This is a genomic window from Pseudomonas sp. FSO-7, from assembly GCF_059579345.1.
The window spans coordinates 2,449,464-2,474,047 of record NZ_CM184193.1 but is presented as its reverse complement, the minus strand read 5'-3'; the positions used below and the strand labels follow the sequence as shown (position 1 = coordinate 2,474,047).

General features: G+C 60.3%; 22 protein-coding genes and 1 pseudogene. 16 read left to right on the top strand and 7 right to left on the bottom strand.

Going from position 1 to position 24,584, the window contains the following annotated elements:
- Position 1: 1 nt before the first annotated feature.
- The 4 genes from metH (at position 2) to AC515T_RS10915 (ending at position 6,742) form a co-directional block, all read left to right on the top strand.
- Complete coding sequence (metH, locus tag AC515T_RS10930; RefSeq protein WP_496532475.1) at positions 2–3,712, top strand: methionine synthase; 3,711 nt, start codon at positions 2–4, stop codon at positions 3,710–3,712.
- 129 nt (positions 3,713–3,841) lie between these two features.
- Complete coding sequence (locus AC515T_RS10925) at positions 3,842–4,060, top strand: DUF2970 domain-containing protein (protein ID WP_003182858.1); 219 nt, start codon at positions 3,842–3,844, stop codon at positions 4,058–4,060.
- Positions 4,061–4,605: 545 nt separating this feature from the next.
- A complete protein-coding gene (locus tag AC515T_RS10920; RefSeq protein WP_496532474.1) occupies positions 4,606–6,264 on the top strand; it encodes a nitrite/sulfite reductase in 1,659 nt (552 codons plus the stop codon).
- Entirely contained in the window at positions 6,248–6,742 is a 495-nt protein-coding gene (locus tag AC515T_RS10915; protein WP_018604779.1) for a DUF934 domain-containing protein, read from the top strand. The genes AC515T_RS10920 and AC515T_RS10915 overlap by 17 nt, the downstream gene beginning before the upstream one ends.
- Before the next feature lie 239 nt (positions 6,743–6,981).
- On the opposite strand, the gene sohB is transcribed toward AC515T_RS10915, so the two are convergent.
- On the bottom strand, positions 6,982–8,013 hold the full coding sequence (gene sohB, locus AC515T_RS10910; protein WP_496532473.1) for a protease SohB: 1,032 nt from the start codon (positions 8,011–8,013) through the stop codon (positions 6,982–6,984).
- 226 nt (positions 8,014–8,239) lie between these two features.
- On the opposite strand from sohB, the gene AC515T_RS10905 reads away from it, so the two are divergent.
- From AC515T_RS10905 to AC515T_RS10890, 4 genes are all read left to right on the top strand, one after another.
- Positions 8,240–8,950, top strand: coding sequence for a histidine phosphatase family protein (locus AC515T_RS10905; RefSeq protein WP_496532472.1), 711 nt, complete (start codon positions 8,240–8,242; stop codon positions 8,948–8,950).
- A gap of 51 nt (positions 8,951–9,001) precedes the next feature.
- Complete coding sequence (locus AC515T_RS10900) at positions 9,002–9,319, top strand: SCP2 sterol-binding domain-containing protein (RefSeq protein WP_496532471.1); 318 nt, start codon at positions 9,002–9,004, stop codon at positions 9,317–9,319.
- Positions 9,320–9,534: 215 nt separating this feature from the next.
- Entirely contained in the window at positions 9,535–11,253 is a 1,719-nt protein-coding gene (locus AC515T_RS10895; protein WP_496532470.1) for a hydrogenase maturation protein, read from the top strand.
- Between the two features lie 247 nt (positions 11,254–11,500).
- Positions 11,501–12,364, top strand: a complete 864-nt coding sequence (locus tag AC515T_RS10890; protein ID WP_496532469.1) for a LysR family transcriptional regulator — start codon at positions 11,501–11,503, stop codon at positions 12,362–12,364.
- Between the two features lie 153 nt (positions 12,365–12,517).
- Here the strand turns inward: AC515T_RS10890 and AC515T_RS10885 are convergent, their stop codons facing one another.
- The gene (locus tag AC515T_RS10885; protein ID WP_496532468.1) at positions 12,518–12,760 is read right to left on the bottom strand and encodes an HP1242/YdcH family protein; all 243 of its coding nucleotides are present in this window, start codon (positions 12,758–12,760) and stop codon (positions 12,518–12,520) included.
- Positions 12,761–12,977: 217 nt separating this feature from the next.
- Here AC515T_RS10885 and AC515T_RS10880 point away from each other — a divergent pair, with 217 nt between their 5' ends.
- Positions 12,978–13,499, top strand: coding sequence for a DUF4142 domain-containing protein (locus AC515T_RS10880; RefSeq protein ID WP_496532467.1), 522 nt, complete (start codon positions 12,978–12,980; stop codon positions 13,497–13,499).
- A 98-nt stretch (positions 13,500–13,597) separates the two neighbouring features.
- Here the strand turns inward: AC515T_RS10880 and AC515T_RS10875 are convergent, their stop codons facing one another.
- Positions 13,598–14,383, bottom strand: a complete 786-nt coding sequence (locus tag AC515T_RS10875) for a pyrroline-5-carboxylate reductase family protein (protein WP_496532466.1) — start codon at positions 14,381–14,383, stop codon at positions 13,598–13,600.
- The gene (locus AC515T_RS10870; RefSeq protein ID WP_496532465.1) at positions 14,373–15,077 is read right to left on the bottom strand and encodes a TetR/AcrR family transcriptional regulator; all 705 of its coding nucleotides are present in this window, start codon (positions 15,075–15,077) and stop codon (positions 14,373–14,375) included. Before AC515T_RS10870 ends, AC515T_RS10875 begins: the two co-directional genes overlap by 11 nt.
- A 651-nt stretch (positions 15,078–15,728) precedes the next feature.
- Between AC515T_RS10870 and AC515T_RS10865 the strand changes: the two genes are divergently transcribed.
- The 3 genes from AC515T_RS10865 (at position 15,729) to AC515T_RS10855 (ending at position 19,209) form a co-directional block, all read left to right on the top strand.
- Positions 15,729–16,667, top strand: coding sequence for a LysR substrate-binding domain-containing protein (locus tag AC515T_RS10865; protein ID WP_496532464.1), 939 nt, complete (start codon positions 15,729–15,731; stop codon positions 16,665–16,667).
- Between the two features lie 139 nt (positions 16,668–16,806).
- Positions 16,807–18,063, top strand: coding sequence for an aromatic ring-hydroxylating oxygenase subunit alpha (locus AC515T_RS10860; RefSeq protein ID WP_496532463.1), 1,257 nt, complete (start codon positions 16,807–16,809; stop codon positions 18,061–18,063).
- A 9-nt stretch (positions 18,064–18,072) separates the two neighbouring features.
- A complete protein-coding gene (locus AC515T_RS10855) occupies positions 18,073–19,209 on the top strand; it encodes an FAD-binding oxidoreductase (RefSeq protein ID WP_496532462.1) in 1,137 nt (378 codons plus the stop codon).
- A 64-nt stretch (positions 19,210–19,273) separates the two neighbouring features.
- Here the strand turns inward: AC515T_RS10855 and AC515T_RS10850 are convergent, their stop codons facing one another.
- Positions 19,274–19,714, bottom strand: a complete 441-nt coding sequence (locus AC515T_RS10850) for a hotdog fold domain-containing protein (protein ID WP_496532461.1) — start codon at positions 19,712–19,714, stop codon at positions 19,274–19,276.
- Between the two features lie 162 nt (positions 19,715–19,876).
- Here AC515T_RS10850 and AC515T_RS10845 point away from each other — a divergent pair, with 162 nt between their 5' ends.
- From AC515T_RS10845 to AC515T_RS10835, 3 genes are all read left to right on the top strand, one after another.
- Positions 19,877–20,497, top strand: coding sequence for a TetR/AcrR family transcriptional regulator (locus tag AC515T_RS10845; RefSeq protein WP_496532460.1), 621 nt, complete (start codon positions 19,877–19,879; stop codon positions 20,495–20,497).
- 133 nt (positions 20,498–20,630) lie between these two features.
- Positions 20,631–20,894: a hypothetical protein gene (locus tag AC515T_RS10840; protein WP_003203536.1), complete on the top strand. Its 264-nt coding sequence runs from the start codon at positions 20,631–20,633 to the stop codon at positions 20,892–20,894.
- A gap of 81 nt (positions 20,895–20,975) precedes the next feature.
- Positions 20,976–21,062, top strand: coding sequence for a small membrane protein YohP (locus tag AC515T_RS10835; protein ID WP_442087941.1), 87 nt, complete (start codon positions 20,976–20,978; stop codon positions 21,060–21,062).
- A 131-nt stretch (positions 21,063–21,193) separates the two neighbouring features.
- Here the strand turns inward: AC515T_RS10835 and AC515T_RS10830 are convergent.
- A pseudogene (locus AC515T_RS10830) lies at positions 21,194–21,304 on the bottom strand (ribbon-helix-helix domain-containing protein); the annotation flags it as partial.
- 125 nt (positions 21,305–21,429) lie between these two features.
- Between AC515T_RS10830 and AC515T_RS10825 the strand changes: the two are divergent.
- Complete coding sequence (locus AC515T_RS10825) at positions 21,430–23,451, top strand: DKNYY domain-containing protein (RefSeq protein WP_496532459.1); 2,022 nt, start codon at positions 21,430–21,432, stop codon at positions 23,449–23,451.
- On the opposite strand, the gene AC515T_RS10820 is transcribed toward AC515T_RS10825, so the two are convergent.
- Positions 23,448–24,488 carry a zinc-dependent alcohol dehydrogenase family protein gene (locus AC515T_RS10820; protein ID WP_496532458.1) on the bottom strand — a complete coding sequence of 347 codons (1,041 nt, stop codon included), beginning with the start codon at positions 24,486–24,488 and terminating at the stop codon, positions 23,448–23,450. The genes AC515T_RS10825 and AC515T_RS10820 overlap by 4 nt on opposite strands.
- Between the last annotated feature and the right edge of the window lie 96 nt (positions 24,489–24,584).

Below are 24,584 nucleotides of genomic sequence, written 5' to 3'. Positions count from 1 at the left end.
TATGTCCGATCGCAGCGCTCGCCTTTATCTTCTCCAGCAAGCCCTCAAGGAACGCATCCTGATCCTCGACGGCGGCATGGGCACGATGATCCAGAGCTACAAGCTGGAAGAACAGGACTACCGTGGCAAGCGTTTCGCCGACTGGCCGAGCGACGTCAAGGGCAACAACGATTTGCTGGTGCTCAGCCGTCCCGACGTGATCGGTGCCATTGAAAAAGCCTACCTGGATGCCGGCGCCGACATCCTGGAAACCAACACCTTCAACGCCACCCAGGTGTCCCAGGCCGACTACGGCATGCAGGGCCTGGCCTACGAGCTGAACCTGGAAGGCGCGCGCCTGGCCCGCCAGGTGGCCGACGCCAAGACCCTGGAGACCCCGGACAAGCCGCGCTTCGTCGCCGGCGTGCTCGGCCCGACCAGCCGCACCTGCTCGCTGTCGCCGGACGTGAACAACCCCGGCTACCGCAACGTGACCTTCGACGAACTGGTGGAGAACTACACCGAGGCTACCAAGGGCCTGATCGAAGGCGGCGCCGACCTGATCCTGATCGAGACCATCTTCGACACGCTGAACGCCAAGGCGGCGATCTTTGCCGTGCAAGGGGTCTACGAAGAACTGGGCGTCGAACTGCCGATCATGATCTCCGGCACCATCACCGACGCCTCCGGCCGCACCCTCTCCGGCCAGACCACCGAAGCCTTCTGGAACTCGGTGGCCCACGCCAAGCCGATCTCCGTCGGCCTGAACTGCGCCCTCGGCGCCAGCGAACTGCGCCCCTACCTGGAAGAGCTATCGAACAAGGCCAGCACCCACGTCTCGGCCCACCCCAACGCCGGCCTGCCCAACGAATTCGGCGAATACGACGAACTGCCGGCCGAGACGGCCAAGGTCATCGAAGAGTTTGCCCAGAGCGGCTTCCTGAACATTGTCGGCGGCTGCTGCGGCACCACCCCGGCGCACATCGAAGCCATCGCCAAGGCCGTGGCCGGCTATGCGCCGCGGCAGATTCCGGAAATTCCCCGGGCTTGCCGCCTGTCCGGTCTGGAACCGTTCACCATCGATCGCAGCTCGCTGTTCGTCAACGTCGGCGAGCGGACCAACATCACCGGTTCCGCCAAGTTCGCCCGGCTGATCCGTGAAGACAACTACACCGAAGCGTTGGAAGTGGCCCTGCAACAGGTCGAGGCCGGCGCCCAGGTGATCGACATCAACATGGACGAGGGCATGCTCGATTCGAAGAAGGCCATGGTGACCTTCCTCAATCTGATTGCCGGCGAACCGGACATTTCCCGGGTGCCGATCATGATCGACTCCTCCAAGTGGGAAGTGATCGAAGCCGGCCTCAAGTGCATCCAGGGCAAAGGCATCGTCAACTCCATCAGCATGAAGGAAGGCGTCGAGCAGTTCATCCACCACGCCAAGTTGTGCAAGCGCTACGGCGCCGCCGTGGTGGTGATGGCGTTCGACGAAGCCGGCCAGGCCGACACCGAGGCGCGCAAGAAGGAAATCTGCAAGCGCTCCTACGACATCCTGGTCAATGAAGTCGGCTTCCCGCCGGAAGACATCATCTTCGACCCGAACATCTTCGCCGTCGCCACGGGTATCGAAGAGCACAACAACTATGCCGTGGACTTCATCAACGCCTGCGCCTACATCCGTGACGAACTGCCGTACGCGCTGACCTCCGGCGGCGTGTCCAACGTGTCGTTCTCGTTCCGCGGCAACAACCCGGTGCGCGAAGCGATCCACTCGGTGTTCCTGCTGTATGCGATCCGCGCGGGCCTGACCATGGGCATCGTCAACGCCGGCCAACTGGAGATCTACGACCAGATCCCGGTGGAACTGCGCGATGCCGTGGAAGACGTGATCCTCAACCGCACCCCCGAAGGCACCGACGCCCTGCTCGCCATCGCCGACAAGTACAAGGGCGACGGCAGCGTCAAGGAAGCGGAAACCGAGGAATGGCGCGGCTGGGAGGTGAACAAGCGCCTGGAGCACGCGCTGGTCAAGGGCATCACCACCCACATCGTCGAAGACACCGAAGAATCGCGGCTGTCGTTCGCCCGGCCGATCGAGGTCATCGAAGGCCCGCTGATGGCCGGCATGAACATCGTCGGCGACCTGTTTGGCGCCGGCAAAATGTTCCTGCCCCAAGTGGTCAAGTCCGCCCGGGTGATGAAACAGGCCGTGGCCCACCTGATCCCGTTCATCGAGGCGGAAAAAGGCGATAAGCCGGAGGCCAAGGGCAAGATCCTGATGGCCACGGTCAAGGGCGACGTCCATGACATCGGCAAGAACATCGTCGGCGTGGTGCTCGGTTGCAACGGCTATGACATCGTCGACCTGGGCGTGATGGTGCCGGCGGAGAAAATCCTGCAGGTGGCCAAGGAGCAGAAGTGCGACATCATCGGCCTGTCCGGCCTGATCACCCCGTCCCTGGATGAGATGGTGCATGTGGCGCGGGAGATGCAGCGCCAGGACTTCCATCTGCCGTTGATGATCGGTGGCGCCACCACCTCCAAGGCCCACACGGCGGTGAAGATCGAGCCCAAGTACAGCAACGACGCGGTGATCTACGTCACCGACGCCTCCCGTGCCGTGGGCGTGGCGACCCAGTTGCTGTCCAAGGAACTCAAGCCGGCGTTCGTCGAGAAAACCCGCCAGGACTACATCGACGTACGCGAGCGCACGGCCAACCGCAGCGCCCGCACCGAACGCCTGAGCTACCCCGCCGCCGTGGCCAAGAAGCCACAGTTCGACTGGAGCAGCTACCAACCGGTCAAGCCGACGTTCACCGGCGCCAAGGTGCTGGACAATATCGACCTGAACGTCCTGGCCGAATACATCGACTGGACCCCGTTCTTCATCTCCTGGGACCTGGCCGGCAAATACCCGCGCATCCTCACCGACGAAGTGGTCGGCGAAGCCGCCACCGCGCTGTACGCCGATGCCCGGGCGATGCTGCGCAAGCTGATCGACGAGAAACTCATCAGCGCCCGCGCCGTGTTCGGCTTCTGGCCGGCCAACCAGGTGCATGACGACGATCTGGAAGTCTACGGCGACGACGGCAAGCCACTGGCGCGCCTGCATCACCTGCGCCAGCAGATCATCAAGACCGACGGCAAGCCGAACTTTTCCCTGGCCGACTTCGTCGCGCCAAAGGACAGCGGCGTGACCGACTACGTCGGCGGCTTCATCACCACTGCCGGCATCGGCGCCGAAGAAGTCGCCAAGGCCTACCAGGAGGCCGGCGACGACTACAACTCGATCATGGTCAAGGCCCTGGCCGACCGCCTGGCCGAAGCCTGCGCCGAGTGGCTGCACCAACAGGTGCGCAAGGAGCATTGGGGTTACGCCCAGGACGAGAGCCTGGACAACGAGGCGCTGATCAAGGAGCAGTACACCGGCATCCGCCCTGCCCCCGGCTACCCGGCCTGCCCGGACCACACCGAGAAGGCCACCTTGTTCCGTCTGCTCGACCCCGAGGCCAGCGAACTGAAGGCCGGGCGCAGCGGTGTGTTCCTCACCGAACACTACGCCATGTTCCCGGCGGCAGCGGTCAGCGGCTGGTATTTCGCCCATCCCCAGGCGCAATACTTCGCCGTGGGCAAGATCGACAAGGACCAGGTCCAGAGCTACACCGCGCGCAAGGGCCAGGACTTGAGCGTGACTGAGCGCTGGCTGGCGCCGAACCTGGGTTACGACAACTAAGCGCTCTTCGCCGTAAAAAGATCGCAGCCTGCGGCAGCGCCTACAGAATTTGTGTATTCCTGTAGGCGCTGCCGCAGGCTGCGATCTTTTGTCTATGCTTGTCCCAAACACATGGCAGACGAGGGATTTATGGACGATCCAGTCGACAACAAGCCGCCGACCCTGTGGCAGATGATGCACAGCGTGCTGGCCGCCGCTTTCGGCGTACAAAGCGGCAAGAACCGCGCCCGGGACTTCACCCACGGCAAGCCGAGTCACTTCGTGATCTTGGGGATCGCGTTCACGGTGATCTTCGCGTTGACGCTGTTTGGCATCGTCAAGCTGGTGGTGCATCTGGCGGGGCTATAACACTCACCAGAACAACACATAACCCTGTGGGAGCGAGCTTGCTCGCGATAGCGATGTATCAGCCGACATCAATCCGACTGAGACACCGCCATCGCGAGCGAGCTCGCTCCCACAGGTTTTTTATCGCCAGGGATAACCGTTTATTGGTGACTGACCCAGAACACCGCTGTACCCACCACCAGGATAATCAGGAACAAAATGGCCCAGGCATCAACAGTACTGTCGCTTTTCCTTGCTTTGGTCGGATTGCTCATTGCATCGCCTCTTGTCGGTTTTGTAGGTGATTGCATAGGGACTCGACCACAGTTAAGACGATGATTGCCCGCACGACAAATGTGGGTTAGGCAATAATCAATCTCATTAGTCGATTTGGTTCTTTACATATACTCAAACATCACTTTTGCGCATAACTCAAAACAGGTATCTTGCACCGGCTCCCCTAGGAGTGCGCGGCCGTGCGCGCAGAATTGCCGAGGCAGAACCCGATTCCAGCGAGCCAACATGCAGCTGTTTCTGATCGGCCCAAGCCTGAGACCGAGACTTATATGTACGTATATGACGAGTACGATCAGCGAATCATCGAGGACCGCGTCAAGCAGTTCCGTGATCAGACCCGACGCTACCTGGCAGGCGAGCTGAGCGAAGAAGAATTCCGCCCTCTGCGCTTGCAGAATGGCCTGTATATCCAGCGCTTCGCGCCGATGCTGCGCGTGGCTGTGCCTTATGGCCAGCTGACGTCGCGCCAGGTGCGCAAGCTGGCGCAAATTGCCCGTGACTATGACAAGGGCTATGCCCACATCAGTACCCGACAGAACGTCCAGTACAACTGGCCGGCCCTGGAAGATGTGCCCGAGATCCTGGCCGAGCTGGCCACCGTGCAGATGCACGCGATCCAGACCAGCGGCAACTGCCTGCGCAACGTCACCACCGACCAGTTCGCCGGTGTCGCGGCCGACGAGTTGATCGACCCGCGGCCGTGGTGCGAAATCGTTCGCCAGTGGACGACGTTCCACCCGGAATTCGCCTACCTGCCGCGCAAGTTCAAGATCGCCATCAACGGTTCGAGCTCGGACCGTGCGGCCATCGAAGTCCACGACATCGGCCTGGAAACGGTCTACAACGCGGCCGGCGAGCTGGGCTTCCGTGTGCTGGTGGGCGGTGGCCTGGGGCGTACCCCGGTGGTCGGCGCGTTCATCAACGAGTTCCTGCCGTGGCAGGACCTGCTGAGCTACCTCGACGCCATCCTGCGGGTGTACAACCGCTACGGCCGTCGTGACAACAAGTACAAGGCGCGGATCAAGATCCTGGTCAAGGCCCTGACGCCTGAAGTGTTCGCCGAGAAGGTCGAAGCCGAGATGGCTCACCTGCGTGGCGGCCAGACCACCCTGACCGAAGCCGAAGTGCATCGCGTCGCCAAGCATTTCGTCGACCCGCAGTACAAAGCGCTGGGCAATCAGGACGCCGAACTGGCAGCCCTCGACAAGGAACACCCGGGCTTCGCCCGCTGGCGCACCCGCAACACCCTGGCCCACAAGAAGCCGGGTTATGTCGCGGTGACCCTGTCCCTGAAACCCACCGGCGTCGCGCCGGGCGACATCACCGACAAGCAACTGGACGCCGTGGCCGACCTGGCCGAGCGCTACAGCTTCGGCCAACTGCGCACCTCCCACGAGCAGAACATCATCCTGGCGGACGTTGAACAGAGCCAGTTGTTCACCCTGTGGGGCGAGCTGCGCGAGCAAGGTTTCGCCACCCCGAACATCGGCCTGCTGACCGACATGATCTGCTGCCCGGGCGGCGATTTCTGCTCGCTGGCCAACGCCAAGTCGATCCCTATCGCCGAATCGATCCAGCGACGTTTCGACGACCTGGACTACCTGTTCGACATTGGCGAGCTGGACCTGAACATTTCCGGTTGCATGAACGCCTGTGGTCACCACCACGTCGGCCACATCGGCATCCTGGGCGTGGACAAGAAAGGCGAAGAGTTCTACCAGGTCTCCCTGGGCGGCAGCGGTAGCCGCGACGCCAGCCTGGGCAAGATCCTCGGCCCGTCGTTTGCCCAGGATGACATGCCTGACGTGATCGAGAAGCTGATCGACGTGTACATTGAACAACGTACCCCGGACGAGCGCTTCATCGACACCTACCAACGTATTGGCATCGACCTCTTCAAGGAACGCGTCTATGCAGCGAATCATTAAGAACAACGAGGTCATCGACGAAACCTGGCACCTGTTGCCCAAGGACGCGACCTTCGATGGCATCTCCAACTGTGACGACCTGATCGTGCCGCTGGCCCTGTGGCGCGATCACGCCCATGCCCTCAAGGCCCGCGACGGCGGCCTGGGTGTGTGGCTGGACGCCGATGAGGAAGCCGAGGAAATCGGTGAGGACGCCAACCAGTTGCAGGTCATTGCCCTGAACTTCCCGGCCTTCACCGACGGGCGCAGCTACTCCAACGCTCGCCTGCTGCGTGACCGCTATGGTTTCAAGGGTGAATTGCGGGCGATTGGCGACGTGCTACGTGACCAGTTGTTCTACATGCGCCGCTGCGGTTTCGACGCCTTTGCCCTGCGCGCCGACAAGGACCCTTACGAAGCCCTCGAAAGCCTCAAGGACTTCTCGGTGACCTACCAGGCTGCCACTGACGAGCCGCTGCCGCTGTTCCGTCGTCGCTGACACCTGAGACATGAAAAAGCCCTGACCCGGGTTGTACCGGTTCAGGGCTTTTTTGTTTCCGATGTCTTGAGTCCCACCTCGACCTACTGTGGGAGCGAGCTTGCTCGCGATAGCGGTGGGTCAGCTTGCATCTATGTCGCATGTACCGCCGTCATCGCGAGCAAGCCCGCTCCCACAAAGGGATAGCGGGGAGTCCGGCGCTTCAGCCCACAGTGGTTAGCGGTGAACCCGCTTCCGAATTACCAGAAACGCTGCTGGGTAAGACGGCTCCACCAACTGAGCAACACGCGGTCCACCGAACCGCTGGCCGCCATACCGATGCGTTCCTGCAGGCTTTTGCGTTCGGCGTAGTGCAGGTGGTACAGCTCGGCACTCTTGGCCCGCTCGGCCAGGTATTCATCGCTGGTTTTCAGTTCGTCCACCAAGCCCTTACCCTGCGCCGCGACACCCAGCCAGACTTCACCTGTCGCCACTTCATCGATGGCCAGTTGCGGGCGATAGTTGGACACGAAGTTCTTGAACAATTCGTGGGTGATATCCAGGTCTTCCTGGAATTTCTCCCGGCCCTTCTCGGTGTTTTCGCCGAACACCGTCAACGTGCGTTTGTATTCGCCGGCCGTCAACACTTCGAAATCGATGTCGTGTTTCTTCAGCAGACGGTTGACGTTGGGCAATTGCGCGACCACGCCGATGGAGCCCAGGATTGCGAAGGGCGCGCTGATGATCTTCTCGCCGATGCACGCCATCATGTAGCCGCCGCTGGCCGCCACCTTGTCGATGCAGACGGTCAGCGGCACGCCGGCCTGACGGATTCGCGCCAGTTGCGACGAGGCCAGGCCGTAGCTGTGGACCATGCCGCCGCCGCTTTCCAGGCGCAGCACCACTTCATCCTTGGGCGTTGCCAGGGTCAGCAGCGCGGTGATTTCATGACGCAGGCTCTCGGTGGCCGAGGCCTTGATGTCACCGTCGAAGTCCAACACGAACACCCGGGGCTTGGCCGCCGGCTTGTCCTTGCTTTTCTTCCCGGCCTTTTCAGCCTTGCCTTCGGCCTTGCGCAAGGCCTTGAGCTGATCCTTGTCCAGCAACGTCTGTTCCAGGCGCTCGCGCAGCCCCTTGTAGAAATCGTTGAGTTTGCTCACCTGCAACTGGCCGGCCGACTTGCGCCGCCCCTTGCTGCGCAGCGCAGCAAAACTGGCCAGCACCACCAGGATGGCGATCACCAGCGTCACGGTCTTGGCCAGGAAACCGGCGTACTCGATGAAAAACTCCACAGCAACTCCTTAAATGCAATGCGCCACTGAATACAGGCGCGTGACAGCCCCAGCATACCCATGCGCCTGCGTCGCGACCAGTCAAGAAACCTATGGTTACCTTGACGCGAGCGAGGCAGGGCAAGGCTGCAACGCGCATTTCAAACAAGCGTATGTTTTTTCATTGACAGCTCACCGCCATCCCCATAACCTCGCCAAACCTTCAACGTACCGGGATGATGCGGACGTGGGCAGTATCTATCTGATTCGACATGGCCAAGCCTCCTTTGGTGCGGACGACTACGATGTCCTTTCGCCCAATGGCGTACGCCAGGCGCAAGTGCTCGGCGGCCACCTCGCCGAGCTCGGTGTCGTATTCGACCGCTGTCTCTCGGGTGACCTGCGTCGCCAACAGGATACCGCCCTCGGCGCGCTGGGCCAGATGTCCGCCGCCGGCATGCCGGTCCCCGAGTTGGAAATCGACCCGGCGTTCAACGAATTCGATGCCGATGCGGTCATTCGCGCCCTGCTGCCGGACATGCTCCCCCAGGAGCCCGAGGCATTGCATATTCTGCGCAACGCCGCGCAGAACCGCGCCGAATTCCAGCGCATCTTCGTGCTGATCGTCGAGCGCTGGCTGAGCGGCCAGTATGACCCGCCCGGTCTCGAAAGCTGGCTGGGTTTCGTCGAGCGGGTCCAGGCGGGCCTGCAGCGCATCCTGGAGCAAGCCGACAACACCCACAAGATCGCCGTGTTCACCTCCGGCGGCACCATCACCGCCCTGCTCCACCTGATCACCCGGATACCGGCCCGACAGGCCTTCGAACTGAACTGGCAAATCGTCAACACCTCGCTCAACCAGCTGAAATTCAGGGGCCGCGAGGTGGCCCTGGCTTCCTTCAACAGCCATGCCCACCTGCAACTGTTGAAGGCCCCGGACCTCATCACCTTTCGCTGAGTCCGGATTACTGTAGACCCTTGCTGTACCACCCAAATAAGGATCGAAACCATGACCTCCGTAGCCGACGCCGTACAAGCCATGAAAGCCAAGTTCAACCCAGCCGCCGCTGCCGGCCTGGACCTGGTATTCGGTTTCAACATCACCGACGAAGACAAGCAGTACGCCCTGATCGTCAAGGACGGCACCTGCGAACTGCAGGAAGGCGAGAATGCCGACGCCAACTGCACGCTGATCATGGACAGCGAAACCCTCAAGGGCATCGTCAGCGGCGAAACCGATGGCATGCAGGCCTTCATGGGCGGCAAGCTGCGCGTTGAAGGCGACATGATGCTGTCGATGAAACTGTCCGAGCTGTTCCCGGCCTGAGATTGAGTTCGCCTTCTCCGCGAACCTTTCGATTGCAAACGAATCCCGCCCCCGTGGCGGGATTCGTGTTTCTGCCCTCCCTGATTTCGCACCGTACACAACCTTGATCCCTGTCAGTTCCTGCTCGTCCTCCAACCGCTAACGTAGCGCTTCCATCAAGGCCAGGGACGGCTCATCGGGAGCCTGCGCCCGCTCATCTCAAGGAAGAGAGACTCATGCCCCCACTGAAGATCATTCTGCTGTCCAGCGCATTCAACGGCCTGACCCAACGCGCCTGGCTGGACCTGCGCGAGGCCGGTTATCGCCCCAGCGTGGTGCTGTTCACCGATGCGGCCTCGGTCTGCCGGCAAATCGAAGAAAGCGACGCCGACCTGGTGATCTGTCCGTTTCTCAAGGACCGCGTCCCCGAGCAGTTATGGCGCAACCCAAGGCGCCCGGTGGTGATCATTCATCCCGGGATTGTCGGCGATCGCGGTGCCAGCGCCCTGGACTGGGCGATCACCCGGCAACCCGCGCGCTGGGGTGTCACCGCCTTGCAGGCGGTGGAGGAAATGGACGCCGGGCCCGTGTGGGCCACCTACGAATTCGACCTGCCCAAAGGCCTGCGCAAATCGGAGCTGTATAACGGCCCGGTCAGCGACGCGGCCATTCGTTGCATCCGCGAGGTCGTGGAAAAATACCATGGCGGTTTCGTCCCGGTACCGTTGGACTATGACCGCCATGACGTGATCGGACGCCTGCAACCGAACATGACCCAGGACGATCGCAGCTTCAGCTGGCACGACAGCAGCGGTTTCATCAAGCGCAGTATCGACGCCGCGGACGGTCAACCCGGTGTGCTCGCAAGCCTGGCCGGCGAACAGTTTTACCTGTACGACGCCCACCCGGACGTTCGCCACGGCCTGCCCGGCGAGCTGTTGGCCGTGCGTGACGATGCGGTGCTGGTGGCAACCGGGGATGCCAGCCTGTGGATCGGCGCCCTGCGCCGCAAACCGCAACCCGGCGAACAGACCTTCAAGCGCCCGGCGCGCCATGTCCTGTCGAACCGCCTCGAAGGCGTCCCGGTGCTCGACAGCTCCCTGGCCCGGCAACCGTTCAGCGACGAGCCCTATCAACCCATTCGTTACCGGGAATGTGGCCATGTCGGGGAGTTGACGTTCGAGTTCTATAACGGCGCGATGAGCACTGAGCAATGCCAGCGCCTGGTGGCGGCATTGCGTTGGGCCAAGTCCCGGGACACCCAAGTGCTGTTGATCCGTGGTGGGCGCGGCAGCTTTTCCAACGGCGTGCACCTGAACGTGATCCAAGCCGCCGCCGAACCCGGCCTGGAAGCCTGGGCCAACATACAAGCCATCGACGACGTTTGCCTGGAGTTGTTCAGCGCCCGGCAACTGGTGGTCAGCGGCCTGACGGGAAGCGCCGGGGCCGGTGGTGTGATGCTGGCCCTGGCGGCCGATATCGTGCTGGCGCGCCGTGACATCGTGCTCAATCCCCATTACGCGACCATGGGCCTGTACGGCTCTGAATACTGGACCTACAGCCTGCCCCGTGCGGTCGGTCCGGACATGGCCTGGAAACTCACCCAGGACTGCCTGCCCATCAGCGCGCTGCAGGCGTTGCGCTACGGCATGATCCAGGAGATCGGTCCGCGCTGCCCCGACGAGTTTGGCTTGTGGCTACTGCAGCGGGCCAATCGCGCGCTGCTCGATCCGACCTATGAAAGCATCCGGGTACGCAAGGCCGAACGAAGCCTGTCGGCGATCCAGGCGTGTCGCGATGACGAACTCGCGCAGATGCGCCGCGACATGGTGGACAATCGCCACGGCTTCGCCGACAAGTGCCGTGGTTTCGTCTTCAAGCACAAAGCCTGCCGTACGCCCGAACGCCTGGTTGCGCCTTGGGCGCGGACAAAACAGGCCCAAGCCGTCGAATAACAGCCGGCATCGAGACAACTGTTCATTCAAGAAGAAGATGGCTCTGTGGCGAGGGAGCTTGCTCCCGCTGGGCTGCGAAGCGGCCCCAAAGTCAGCCAACTCGGTGTGCCAGGAAGAATGAGTTCACTGTCTTAGGGCTGCTGCGCAGCCCAGCGGGAGCAAGCTCCCTCGCCACAGGACAGCATGATGGTATCGGGGAAGGCTTGGCAGCTCTTACAATGCCCGCTCCCCCCGCATCGGCCTGAACATGGACATCGACCTCGCCCGCACTTTCCTGGAAATCGTCCGCCACGGCAGCCTCGCCGCAGCGGCCGAAAAGCTGCACGTGACCCAGACGGCGATCACCGCCCGGGTCCAGAAGCTCGAAAGCCAGCTCGGCTGTGCGCTGTTCGTGCGCAACCGTGCCGGCGCGCGCCTGACCGCCGACGGCGAGGCCTTTGTGGTCTACGCCAATCAGTTGGTGCAAACCTGGGAAGCGGCGCGCCGGGACTTGCCACTGCCCGAAGGCTATCGCAACGTCCTGCACCTGGGGGGCGAGGTCAGCCTGTGCAACCCCTTGATGCTCGCCTGGGCCGGAGAACTGCGTCAGAAAATCCCCGGCCATGCCCTGCGCATGGACATCCGCGACGGCGAGAAACTGCTGCAACAGTTGGAACTGGGCCTGCTGGATGCGGCGGTGGTGTATCAGCCCGAATACTGGCCGCGCCTGCAAGTGGAGCAACTGCTGGAAGAAAAACTCATCCTGGTGCGTCTGGCCGCCCGTCCCGAGCCCTACGTGTACATCGACTGGAGCGCGGACTTCCGGCGCCAACACGACACCGCGCTGCCAGACAAGGCCAAGGCCGCCGTAACCTTCAACCTCGGCCCCCTGGCCCTGCAGTACATCCTGGAAAACGGTGGCAGCGGTTACTTCCGCACGCGGGTCGTGCAGAGTTACCTGGACAGCGGCATCCTGGAGCGGGTACCCAAGGCACCGGAATTCAATTACCCGACCTACCTGGTCTACTCCCGCGACCGGGATTCAGCGGCATTGCAGCAGGCCTTCGACGTGCTGCGAGAGATCGTCAAGACCGGCAGCGACTGGTCGCAGCGTTGGGATCCATTGACCTGAGAATGGGTGAGGCAAGGCTTGCCTGGAACGAGGACCTGTCGTGGCGAGGGAGCTTGCTCCCGCTCGAGTGCGTAGCGCTCGTAAAATCCGGGGGCCGCTACGCGCCCAGCGGAAGCAATCCCTGGCCACAAGAACCCTCACAAGCAGCCGGCCCTACGGCTCGCTCTGCATGTGAGCCATGATCTCATCCTTGATCAGCAATCGCTTCTTCTTGAGTGTCTCCAAGACTTCGTCGGGCAGCGCGGGGGAGGATGACTTCTCGGCGTCGACCACTTTGGCATCCACTTGGGAGTATTTTTGAAGTAACGAGTCGAGCCTTGGATTCTCGGCCCGTTTTTGCTTGATGTGGTCTTCTTTGCAGTTGAGATCCTGGCACAAATCGTGGGACACCGGCATGGAACACCTCCTTTGATGGATCGGTGGCAGGCGTGCTTTCAACGCCCGTCGATTATCAGGATGGCCTCGTTTACGGGGTTCTGTCGACCGCCAATCCGACCAGCGGTGACCGTTCGTCGTACCGCATCGCTTGGCGATCAAACCTTTGCCTGGGCACAACCCTCCATTGATCAGAGACGACAAGAATCGCTCGTTCAACCTGTATGGAGACTCACCTATGAACACATTTATCCTGCGTCAACTCGGCCTGGCAGTGGCCCTGAGCACCAGCATGGGCATGGCCTGGGCCGCGACGTCCAACGACTTCGTCGACGACGCGGCGGCCGGTGGCATTGCGGAAATCGAAAACAGCAAACTGGCCTTGAAAAACAGCCAATCGGCGGACATCAAGACGTTCGCCGAGAAGATGATCGCCGACCACACCAAGGCCAACGAAGAACTGAAGACGCTGGCGAAAAAACATGACATCGAAGTGCCCGACGACACCTCGCTGATGAATAAAGCCAAGGCGAAGATTCTCGAGGTGCGCGATGAGTCCTTTGATGCGGCCTACGCCAATAACCAGGTCAAGGCCCACGAAGACACCATCGAGCTGTTCAAGAAAGAAGCCAACACCGTTACCGACGACAAGAAAGCTGGCAACACCGAACTCAAGGCGTTCGCCCAAAAAATGCTGCCGGCCCTGCAACACCACCTGGAGGAAGCCAAGAAACTTCAGGCGGCCCATCCAAGCAAGTAACGGCTAGCCCGCCCCTTGAGCGGCCATAGGGCTCGCTCAAGAAAAAACGGCGCTTCTCCCAAGAGTGGAAGGCGCCGTTTTCGTACCCCAAACTTTTATCAGGCCTCAAGCCCCTTGCGCGCAACCGCAGCGCCCGCCTGCAACGCCCTGCCAACCTGCCCTTCGAAATCCCCCTGGCTCATCACCTGCAAGGCAGCGGCCGTGACACCCCGGTAGGCCACCAAGGCGTCGATCATCTGCTGGGCGTCACGGCTCGCCAGCAGCTGGCTGCTGTTGACCACGACACTTTTCGCCGCCAGTTGTGCGATGTCGCCGGGTATGCCGGCCTGCATCGCCTGATTAGCCAGCGCCGCCATCAACAGAGCCGGAAAGGCCGGGCCAGTGCCCGAAAGCGCAGAGAGGTAATCAATGAAATCTTCTTTCTCGACCTCAGCCGCGGTGCCCACACATTCGAACACCTGCTGCACGAGGCTTTTCGTCGTCGGCGCTATCGCGCCAAAGCCATACCAAGGCGTAAAGGACAGCTCGATTTCCACCGCTGCGTTGGGCATCGCCCGCACGACCGCTAAAGCCGAGGTCTGCGCAGCAATCGCCTGCGCACTGATCCCGGCCATCAGGGAGATCACGGTCTTGCCCGTCGCATGGATGCCCAGGCTGGCGAAATGCTCGGGGCGAACGGCGAGGATCACCACGTCACTGCGATCCACCAGATCCTGATTGTCCGTGACCAGGCACGCACCTTGTTGAGCCAGCGGATGGTTGCCCGAACGATTGGAAATGATCAGGTTGCCCGCCGGTACCAGTCCCTTCGCCAGGATCGCCTTGGCAATCGCACCGCCCAACCAGCCGGTACCGCCAATGATCCCAACGGTCTCAGTGATCATCGCCGTTGCCTTCGAACGTGTCGGTCAAGGGAACAAAGACCCCGGGCTCTTTTTCGGCATAACCGAACTTCCCGTAGAAACGATCCAGCTCACGCTGCTTGGGGACTTTGCCGGTGAAAATGCTCACGTAATGCGGGATGCGCTGGAAGCGCACGGTGATCAGCTCACTCGTATTCATGGTGATATAACCGATCTGCGTCAGATAAATCGTTCGGGCCCGGGTGTCAGCGCCTTGGTTGTCATAGCCAAAACGCTTGAACATGCTCGCCAGGGCGTTCATGCGCTGCTCGTCCACCACAGCCACCTCTTGGGCCACTTCAGCGGACTGAAGCGCCCAACTGCGCACGGCGAACTCGAACTGCGAGTCGAACAGCTGCGGGTTGAGCCAGCACTCGAACACATTCAGGATCGCCTCGGAAATGCTCTCGGCGTAGCTTTCACTTTGCCGTATCAACCCCCCCGTATTGGTCTCCCGCCAACGCGACAGCAACGCAGCCAGCAGTTGCTCGCGGTCCTCGAAAAACCAGTAGAAGCTGGTGCGTGACAAACCCAGGCGCTTGGCCAGTGGCATGACCCGGACCGCATCGATGCCCGACTCCTTCAGGGCCTCGTAGGCGGCTTCCAGCCAGCCCTCCGGCGAGCCTCGCCAGCCTGCGTCCTGGGCCTTACTACGGGCCTTCCCTACCTGCGGCATCGTGCGCCTCCTTCTTCAAATACGTAATGAAATGTACTCTGATGATCCCTCAATGTACATGTTAGTACATTTTATTGACCCGACCGTCTTGAGCGCTTAAAGTCCAGCAATATGGAGACCCGACCACCGTTCCAGTCGAACAAGCCGGGCGCAGGCATGAAACAACATCTGCGTGAGGCGCGCCTGGTTGTATCTCCAAGAGGCAAGGACTCTAAAACAACAACGAGCCGCCATTATGATTTTTTTGCAGCCCACCTTTGAAAGAACTTCGACAGCCGGCCAAAGAATGCCGGAACGACAGCCTTTGTCATACCGCTCACCTGTCATCCACTGCTCAAATTCAGATAACGGCCAACGCGAGTTCATCGCGCAGGCGCTCTGTGCTGTCTGAACCCTCGGCCCACGGATATCATCCCTTTGAAGCGAGGTCATCGATGCTCCAGCCAGGACAGAACCCGGCCCCCGCCAGGTAATGCATCGCCAAGCGATAACAGAACTTCAAGCCTGCCGCGCGATTGGGTCAGCTATCCAATCCCGTGCCCGGGTGGTTGCATTCGCGAGTCATTTCTTCCATCAGCCGGATGTGCTTGCTGAACCCGCAAGAGAATCTTCGGTGGCGTGAGTCACCCGGCACAGCGTTGGAACACACCTATGCAACCCAGCGATATCGATAAAAAGGTCAAGGGTTATCGGCGGTTGATACCGTCGATGACAGCGTTGCTGGAGTTCGAAGCCGTGGCGCGGCTGGCCAGTTTCACCCTGGCCGCCCAAGAGCTGGGGGTGACACAGGCGGCCGTCAGCAAACAGATCCGGTTGTTGGAAGATACCCTGGGGACCAAGCTGTTCCATCGACTTCATCGGTCGATCAAGCTGACTCACGAAGGCTATGTCCTGCACCTGGTCGTCGCAGAATCAATTCATCGCATGGCCACTGTCTTCGACAAAATTGCCGAGGGCATTGGTGAGCAGGAGATCACCATCGCCTGCACGGAAGCGTTTTCGCACTTGCGAATACTCCCCCGGTTGATTGCACTGCGCACCCTGCAACCGAAGTTGAAGTTGCGCCTGCTGACGCAACAGGTCTCGCCCAGTGCATACCGGGATGACGTCGACCTGGCCATCCGTTTCGGCAATGGGAAATGGGAGGATGGACGTTCGGTTTTCCTGTTCGATGAAGAAGTGTTTCCCGTTTGTTCGCCAGCCTGGCTTGCCGCCAACGCGGCCCCTTCGTCCGTGACCGATTTTTTGGACACGGCGCTGATTGACTCGGACTCTACCCTGGAAGGCTGGATGACCTGGAACCGTTGGTGTCGGGAACTCGGTGATATGCGCCCCAAGCTCAACTATTCATTTCGCTGCAGTTCCTATAACGACGCGGTCGAGGCGGCTATCCAAGGACACGGCATTGCACTGGGATGGAGTCGGTTGATCGCACACCGGCTCAACAGTGGTGAACTGATCAGAATTACGCCCTACGTGGTCAAGCCAAAAGACGCTTACTACCTGGTGATTCCGAGCGGTCGGAAACTTGAGCCCATCCCCCAGGCATTGATCGATTGGCTGCGCGACGACAGTTATCTAAACCATTGATTACATAAATGTTAAAGAACACCTTTACGCATAACGCAAAGTGATGCGAGCGTGAAAATAAAGCGCGTTGACGGTCCTCCCCCACCTTTCCAAACTGTACTCGCCGCCTGATCACTTTTGCGTTTGAGCGAGACCCATAATGACAATCAATGCCGTGAAGACCCATCGTGAACTGCTGACCGACCGCACGCCCGGTCATGGTATGCCTGGCGGTTTGTTTGGCCGCCAGGATATTTTTGAAACCGACGTCGATATCTTTTTCACCCAGCATTGGATTCTGGTGGGGGTCACCAGCGACGTCCCCGAACCCGGTGATGTCTCCACCCTCGATATCGGCAAATCTTCCATCCTCCTGGTGCGCGACGATGGCGAGCAAGTGCAGGCGTTTCGCAACGTTTGCCGGCACCGCGGGGCGCGCTTGAAACAGGCCGGCAAATCGACGGTGGGCATGCTGGTCTGCCCCTACCACCAGTGGACCTACGACCTGGATGGCAGCCTGAAACATGCGGCACACATGGGCCAGGATTTCGACCCGAAATGCAAAAGCCTGATCCCTGTGCACATGCGGGTCGTCGGCACCCACGTCTTCGTCTGCCTGGGCGACGAACCGCCAGAAGACATCTTGTACCTTGATCAGGTCATGACACCGCGCTTCGCCCAATATGACCTCGCCCGCTCAAAGATCGCCTACGAATCGGAGATCATCGAGAACGGCAATTGGAAACTGGTGATCGAGAATAACCGCGAGTGTTATCACTGCGCCGCCACCCACCCGGAATTGACCGCTTCTTTCCTGCCCGAAGATTTCGGTTTCTGCACCGACGGGCTGGGCGAGGATTCACTCCAGGCGCTGGCCGAGTATCACCGCCGCAATGCCGAGACCAAGGCCAACTGGGAGCACGAAGGCTATATCTGCGATGCCGTCGAACACCTGGGTGAAGACGCCGTGACCCAGTTCCGCACGCAACGACTGGCCATTGCCGGCAACGGTGAATCCCAGACCCTGGACACCCGCGTAGCATGCACCCGGCTGTTTGGCGACCTCACTCGCCGCGACTTGGGCGACGTGCATTTTTGGACGCACAACTCATGGACTCATGTCATGAGTGACCATGCCGTGGTCTCCTACATCATCCCGCTGGCGCCCGATAAGACCCTGGTGCGCAGCAAATGGCTGGTCCATGCCGATGCCGTCGAAGGCGTCGATTACCAAGTGGATAAGCTGACCGAAGTCTGGGTCGCGACCAACCAGCAAGACGCCAACCTCGTCGGCATCACCCACAGCGGCACCCAGGATCCTGCCTACACGCCCGGGCCGTTCTCGGCCTTTACGGAAACCTATGTCGACCAGTTCTCGCGCTGGTACGCGGCGCGCCTGGCCGCCCACGGCGTGTGAGGAATGAACATGACGACTTACGAAAACCTGATGCGCCCTGAAAATGCCAACGTGGCCCAGCGTTTTACCGACCCGGCCACCTGGGGCACGTTCGGCGCACAATGGCACAGCGGTGAACAGAAAACCCTGCAATGCTGCGCTGTACGCCAGGAAACCCATGACGTCAAAACCTTCATTTTTCGCTGTGCGGACTTCAGCGCCCTGAGCTTCGAGCCCGGTCAATTCATCACGATTTCACCGGTCATCGACGGGCAGACCCTCTTGCGCTGCTACACCCTGTCGTCCTCCCCGACCCGGCCGTTTGCGTTTTCCATTACCGTCAAGCGCGTGCCGGGGGGCGCGGTGTCGAACTGGCTGCATGACCACCTCAAGCCCGGCGACAGCCTGAAGGCCTCCGGCCCGGCAGGCAGCTTTACACCGGTCGGTCATCCGGCAACCAAGTTGTTGTACCTGTCCGCCGGTTCCGGCGTAACGCCCTTGATGTCGATGACCCGGGCCGCCTGCGACATGGCCGGCAACCTCGACATCGTGTTTGTGCACAGCGCCCGTACGCCCACCGACATCATCTTCCACGCGGACCTGACGCGCATGCAGGCCGCCATGCCGGGGTTGCGGGTCATCAGTGTTTGCGAAGGGCTCGGCGACATCGCGCAATGGCAACAACCGATAGGCCGGCTCGACTTGGCGTTGTTGAGCCAGCACGTGCCGGACTACAAGGAACGGGAGATCTTTACCTGCGGCCCCCAGGGCTACATGGGCGCGGTCAAGTCGCTGCTCAGGGCAGCGGCATTCGATTTCGCCCACTACCATCAGGAAAGCTTCGACATTGCCGCACTGAATGAAGAACCGTTGATCGAGCAGTCCGCTTCGCTCAATCAGCAGGACAGCTTCACCGTAACCCTGTCGCGCTCCGGGAAGACATTCAGCATGCCGGGCAACCAGACCCTGCTGTCTGCCGCCAAGAAAGCCGGCGCAATCGTGCCCTCCTCCTGCAGCCAGGGCGTTTGTGGCACCTGCAAGACCACCCTGCTCCAGGGTACGGTCGAGATGAATCACAACGGCGGCATCAGGCAACGGGAAATCGACAAAGGCCTGCGTTTGCTGTGCTGCAGCAAGCCTACTTCTGATCTGGTCCTCGATCTTTAGCCTTGCTTCCACCAGTGGCCGATGAAGCCTCTGGCGGAAACGGACGCTTGATGGACCGGGCGACCTAGCCGACTTTCACATTCATGGTGATGCGCGCCGTGAAGACCTTCACACCCCCCTCGTCGAAGATCTCGACCGGGACAACCTTGTCCCCCGAGGTCTGCCAGTCGATGTCGCTACCGTCGGCAATGGCGTGGATGGACGTCTTGGCCTTGGCCAGGTATTCGACGGTCATGCCCTTAGGGATCCAGCGGGCACCGCTGGGGATGGACACCTCGGTCATCATGCCGCCCGCCAGCTTTGCCGCGTTGCACAGTGCGATCGCGTGAACGGAGGCCAGGTGATTGGTGATTTCCTTGCGAAACGGCACCTTCACCTCGCCACGACCGGGGGCCAACACCGAAATTTCCGGGTTGATGGTGCCGAAGTACGGTGCCATCTGGCAGGCCATATTGCTGAAGGCGGACGGACCAACGCTTTGGTACATGCTGAGAGTCTGGCTCATGGGGTATCTCGGGTCAGGTGGCTGGAGTCATGAACAGAACATTACTCTATTACAGAATATTGCTCTGTTACAGAACAATATTCTGTAAATGTCCGCCCTGTCAATCGCTCGTGCCGAGTCTTCGTTTCAATTACCATGGCCCCTTTTTGCCTGGGCCGAAAAATGGAACCTGTCGATCTCCTTGAGCGCTGCTACCCAGGGCGTCGTGCCGAGTCCAAGCGGCACATCCTCCGATGCGCCCTGGCGCTGTTCAACCAACAGGGCATAGAAGCAACCACCATCGACATCATCCGTGCCGAAAGCCAGATGAGCGTGGGGGCCATTTATCACCATTTCGAGAACAAGGAAGGCTTGGTCGCGGCGTTGTACATGACCGCCCTGGATGATCAGGCGCGGCTCAGGGACAGCTACCTTGGCGCTGTCACGTCGACCCGGGAATGGGTGCATGCCCTGGTGTTCAGCTACGTGGATTGGGTGATCAGCCAACCCGATTGGGCACGGTTCCAATACCAGGCGCGCTTTGCGGTGGCGCGCAGCAGCTTCAACGAACGGCTCGCCGAGGCGAATCTGGCCAGGAACGCCGAGCTCAAGAAATGGTTCAGCGACCCGGCCCACCAGCAGGATTTGCAGGCCCTGCCTTTTGAGCTGATCCCGTCACTGATCATCGGTTCGGCGGAGAGCTACTGCCGCGCCTGGCTCTCTGCCCGCGTCAAACGCAGCCCTGAAGACTACCGGCAGCAACTGGCCGAGGCCGCGTGGCGCGCCGTTGGCGCTGGCGACTGAGCCATTCGTCCCGCGTTTTTCCCGATTCCGAAATACTCGCCACTTATCAATAAATCTCAAAAACGGACAATAACGGCCGATACCCCGGATAAGACCCCGCCACTGGGGCGCAGGACGGAACGGTAGGTCAGTCATGACAGAGATTTATTTGCTGATAGCGCACGGCACGGACCAGGGCGAAGCTTACGTGCTGGGCTGGTTCGATGACCGGAGCAAGGCCCGGGAAGTGGCCGAGCAGAAAGAATGGGAGGCGTACCGCGCCAGCCTGAAGGAGAAACATCCATGGTCCAGCCACAAACCATTGGCACCGGACCAGACGGACTATCGCCGCTACTGGATCAAGACCATCTCAAAATTCGAGCATGTGCCAGTGCCAAGGTCCTTTGCGGTTCATTGATCACCACGAATCAATATTCAACGAAACGAGCGTTATCGGTGGCGGTCTAGACGATTAAGCCCATCCGATGAGAGCGTGATTATGTTGAAATTCCTTGGCGGCACCGTAGGTATCATTTTCCTGATTGGCCTGATCGTGGTGATTGCGCTGTTCAAGTTCATTTTTTGAACGTGGCAGCGGCGGTCTTTGGCTCGGCTCTGTAGGAAGTGGCGAAGCCTGCGATCTTTTGATCTTTCGCTTGGGACTCAAGTGGCTAGGGAAAGATCGCAGCCTCGTTGCACTCGTCAGCTCCTACACGGTTGAATCAGTTCCCGTACATATTCACTACGGGTACTGTAGCCTCGCTGCCTAACCTGATCGTCTATGAAGGATTTGAGCGCGTCCGGCAGGGTGATGTTCAGGGTAGTCATGGCTTCGACTGCTTTTGACAAACATTTGCCGGACCTAACATCCTTGAGCCTGCCTCGCCAGGTGTCGAGTTCGCGGCAAAACTTGTAGTCCTTGGCCAACCATCAAACGCTCCGGTCGCATCGACATGACAGACATAGAGACGGCTATTGCTGACTGGGAGCCGCTTAACCTTGAATGGCATCAAGGCTTCGCATTCATGGACGATGTGCTGCTGGGCGACGGGCAAGTGCCTGATGTGTACATCATGCTCAACCCTGAAGGCGCACGACCCGGCGAGTTAGCTCAAGCTGCCAGCGCTGGGCACTATCCGCCCTCGCCCCTGCTGGCCGGTCAGCCGGTTTGGCGGCATCGACACAACCCTTGGGTCCTGCGCGACGCGCTGCGTGATTACTACCTGCTTCCGGCCTATCGGGCGCGCCATGGCTATCACGCGCTTCAGGCCCTGCCGTTTCGGTTCGACAAAGGCCTGGAAAACCTCGGCCACCAGTACTGGCGTGACGCAACCGGCGCCTATTGGTTCGGCGAGTACGCGATCACTCCAATTCCCGAGGCACGCCCCGACAACCTGGCCCTGTTGGCATCGTCCCCAGCCTCGGTGACTTCAGCGTCCGCCCTGTTCAGCGACGGAGTGAATATCTTTCTGCAAGGGCAATTTATCGCCAGCGCCACGGCGCGGGTGCGGTACTGCAACCACCCGTCCTATCGAGTCATCAACGATCAGGTCTACAAGGGCTTCAAGCCCCTGCACCAGAAGGACGGCACGCCGCTGCCGGTCGCCAACCCGGACGACTTCCAGATGCTCGCCCATCGCTGGGGAACCGATGGGCAGTCGATCATCGTGCAAGCGCAGCAAGGCTCGAACATTTCCTATGAATATTTCTACCGCATCGACAATGCCGACCTGACGACCTTCACCGTGCTTAACGAACGCTACGCCAAGGACAAGCAACGCGCCTATTACCTGACTGGCAAGACCATCCGCTACGTTGGCAATTTCCATCTGCTCAAGTGCTGGCAACCCGCGTTCGACGAGTGCGGCCGCGTGGTCAGCGCCACTGAATACGAGGATGATTATTTTGCCGTGGACGACAGTTTCGTCTACGCCGCCGGGACCCGCTTGCGTGACGCCCATGGCCCGAGTTTTCGCCACTTGGGTTTCGACTATTACCGTGATCACCAGCACGTCTACAGGCGCCAGAAACGCCTCGATGTCGACGCGGAAAGCTTCGTCGTGACCCAGCTCTGTCGCAATGACCAGGATTACTCCCCCGTGCTGGCAGGTGACAAGAACGGCCCGCTGGGCTCTGGCGGCATCATCGATGCGGCCATGCAAAAGGCGTGGGCTCCTTACTTCGAAGCCCATCCGCAGTTGGAAGGTTATTGGTGGCACCGTTTGCAGGCAACGACTGAGGCCGCGCAAACGCACACGCAAACGCAGCCGTTACAGGCCATCGGTCTCGGTTTCGAACTGGGCGACCACGTGTATTTCCATGGACGCGTGATCAACGGGCTGGACGCGGCAAGTTTCAGATTGCTGGACACGCACCTGTGCGGCGACGCCCAAGGCTTGTATCTGATCCCGTTTCATAACGCGCAAACGGAAGTGCCCGAACGGTTTTCCCAAGAGCCCGCGGAGCACTTCCGTTCACTCGGATCGCCCTACCTGACAGACGGCAAAACCGTGTTCTGCCACCGGATTTTCTATCATCCCCCCGAACCGATGCGTAAGGCACAAGTGGCCACTTTCGAGTCCTGTGGGCATGGCTGGGCCAAGGATCGGGAAGCGGTGTATTACTACGGCGAGGCGAAAAAACGGCTACGCCCCTCCGAGACCCGTATTCTTGGTACCTATGCCGTCAGCCCTACCCTGATCTTCTCGGAAGGCAAACCGTTGGATGTGGCGTTCGACCCTGATGAAATCCGCGTGCCCCATCCCGATTTCCTGCAACTGGGCACGCGCAAATTGTTCTGCCACCGACGCCCGCTGAGCGCCAAGCGTATCGACCTGGCCAGCTTCGAATTCCTGACGGACCGCTATGCCCGAGACAGGCATCGAATCTACCACTACGACGGTTATGCGACCCTGACCGAAGTTGATGAAGCGCATTATCGGGAATCCCTCGGCCAGCCGGCAGCGAACGCCTAGAACTGCGTCACCACCGTAACCCCTGCCGTGTCAAACCGGTCCATATTCATGAGCGCATCGATCGATTGCTCAAGGCTGATGGTCTTGCCCACCAGTTTTTCAGGCGCCAACTTGCCAGACATGATCATCTCCATCATCACGCCGTAACGGTGAGCTTGCATGCCGTGGCTGCCACAGATCTCCAACTCGTAGGCGATGACTTTGCTCATTGGAATCGCCGGCGTGCTGTGATCGGCCAGCATCAAACCGACTTGGACATGCCTGCCACGCCGTCTCAGATTATTGATGGAGTTGAAGCAGGTCGTTGGATGCCCCAGGGCATCCAGGGAAACATGAGCGCCGCCCTTCGTAATCTCGAGCACCGCCTCGGTGACATCCGCCACGCGGCTTGCGTTGACCATCGCGACGGCACCGAGGGATTGGGCAAGCTTGAGCTTATCGTCGCAGATATCGATGGCAATAACGTTCGCCCCGACAGCATGAGCGATCATCACTGCTGACAGCCCCACACCACCACAGCCATGAACCGCCACCCACTGGCCCGCCGCGACCTTGCCCTGATCGACAATCGCACGGAACGAGGTGACAAACCGACAGCCAAGGCTCGCCGCCGTGGCGAAGTCCATGTTTTCCGGCAGCGCAACCAGGTTCAAATCCGCCTTGTGAATCCCCACATACTCGGCGAAAGAGCCCCAATGGGTGAAACCCGGCTGAAACTGGCTGTGGCACACCTGCTGGTTGCCGCTATTGCATTGCGGACAAGCGCCACAACCACCGACAAAAGGCACGGTAATGCGATCACCCACCTTCCATCGGGTGACATCCCGCCCCACCTCCGTTACGACCCCTGCCAATTCGTGACCAGGCACATGGGGCAGTTGAATGTCAGGATCATGACCTTTCCAGCCATGCCAGTCGCTTCGGCATACACCCGTGCCAAGGACCTGAACAACCACACCGTGACGCTCGGGGGCCGGGTCTTCCACTGTCATCAAACGTGGGGGTTGGGAAAAGGCTTCGTAAACTACGGCTTTCATGAGGATCCCTCTACTTTAGAAAAGCGCTATGGGTTCGCGGACAAACCTGGCCACAAACAAACGTCAACAATAGCTACAGACACCCGTCACGCAGGA

Excerpts from the sequence above, each read along its gene's own strand:
- metH (WP_496532475.1), top strand. The coding sequence starts at position 2 with ATGTCCGATCGCAGCGCTCGCCTTTATCTTCTCCAGCAAGCCCTCAAG.
- AC515T_RS10925 (WP_003182858.1), top strand. The coding sequence starts at position 3,842 with ATGGACGATCCAGTCGACAACAAGCCGCCGACCCTGTGGCAGATGATG.
- AC515T_RS10920 (WP_496532474.1), top strand. The coding sequence starts at position 4,606 with ATGTACGTATATGACGAGTACGATCAGCGAATCATCGAGGACCGCGTC.
- AC515T_RS10915 (WP_018604779.1), top strand. The coding sequence starts at position 6,248 with ATGCAGCGAATCATTAAGAACAACGAGGTCATCGACGAAACCTGGCAC.
- AC515T_RS10900 (WP_496532471.1), top strand. The coding sequence starts at position 9,002 with ATGACCTCCGTAGCCGACGCCGTACAAGCCATGAAAGCCAAGTTCAAC.
- AC515T_RS10895 (WP_496532470.1), top strand. The coding sequence starts at position 9,535 with ATGCCCCCACTGAAGATCATTCTGCTGTCCAGCGCATTCAACGGCCTG.
- AC515T_RS10890 (WP_496532469.1), top strand. The coding sequence starts at position 11,501 with ATGGACATCGACCTCGCCCGCACTTTCCTGGAAATCGTCCGCCACGGC.
- AC515T_RS10885 (WP_496532468.1), bottom strand. The coding sequence starts at position 12,760 with ATGCCGGTGTCCCACGATTTGTGCCAGGATCTCAACTGCAAAGAAGAC.
- AC515T_RS10880 (WP_496532467.1), top strand. The coding sequence starts at position 12,978 with ATGAACACATTTATCCTGCGTCAACTCGGCCTGGCAGTGGCCCTGAGC.
- AC515T_RS10875 (WP_496532466.1), bottom strand. The coding sequence starts at position 14,383 with ATGATCACTGAGACCGTTGGGATCATTGGCGGTACCGGCTGGTTGGGC.
- AC515T_RS10870 (WP_496532465.1), bottom strand. The coding sequence starts at position 15,077 with ATGCCGCAGGTAGGGAAGGCCCGTAGTAAGGCCCAGGACGCAGGCTGG.
- AC515T_RS10865 (WP_496532464.1), top strand. The coding sequence starts at position 15,729 with ATGCAACCCAGCGATATCGATAAAAAGGTCAAGGGTTATCGGCGGTTG.
- AC515T_RS10860 (WP_496532463.1), top strand. The coding sequence starts at position 16,807 with ATGACAATCAATGCCGTGAAGACCCATCGTGAACTGCTGACCGACCGC.
- AC515T_RS10855 (WP_496532462.1), top strand. The coding sequence starts at position 18,073 with ATGACGACTTACGAAAACCTGATGCGCCCTGAAAATGCCAACGTGGCC.
- AC515T_RS10850 (WP_496532461.1), bottom strand. The coding sequence starts at position 19,714 with ATGAGCCAGACTCTCAGCATGTACCAAAGCGTTGGTCCGTCCGCCTTC.
- AC515T_RS10845 (WP_496532460.1), top strand. The coding sequence starts at position 19,877 with ATGGAACCTGTCGATCTCCTTGAGCGCTGCTACCCAGGGCGTCGTGCC.
- AC515T_RS10840 (WP_003203536.1), top strand. The coding sequence starts at position 20,631 with ATGACAGAGATTTATTTGCTGATAGCGCACGGCACGGACCAGGGCGAA.
- AC515T_RS10835 (WP_442087941.1), top strand. The coding sequence starts at position 20,976 with ATGTTGAAATTCCTTGGCGGCACCGTAGGTATCATTTTCCTGATTGGC.
- AC515T_RS10825 (WP_496532459.1), top strand. The coding sequence starts at position 21,430 with ATGACAGACATAGAGACGGCTATTGCTGACTGGGAGCCGCTTAACCTT.
- AC515T_RS10820 (WP_496532458.1), bottom strand. The coding sequence starts at position 24,488 with ATGAAAGCCGTAGTTTACGAAGCCTTTTCCCAACCCCCACGTTTGATG.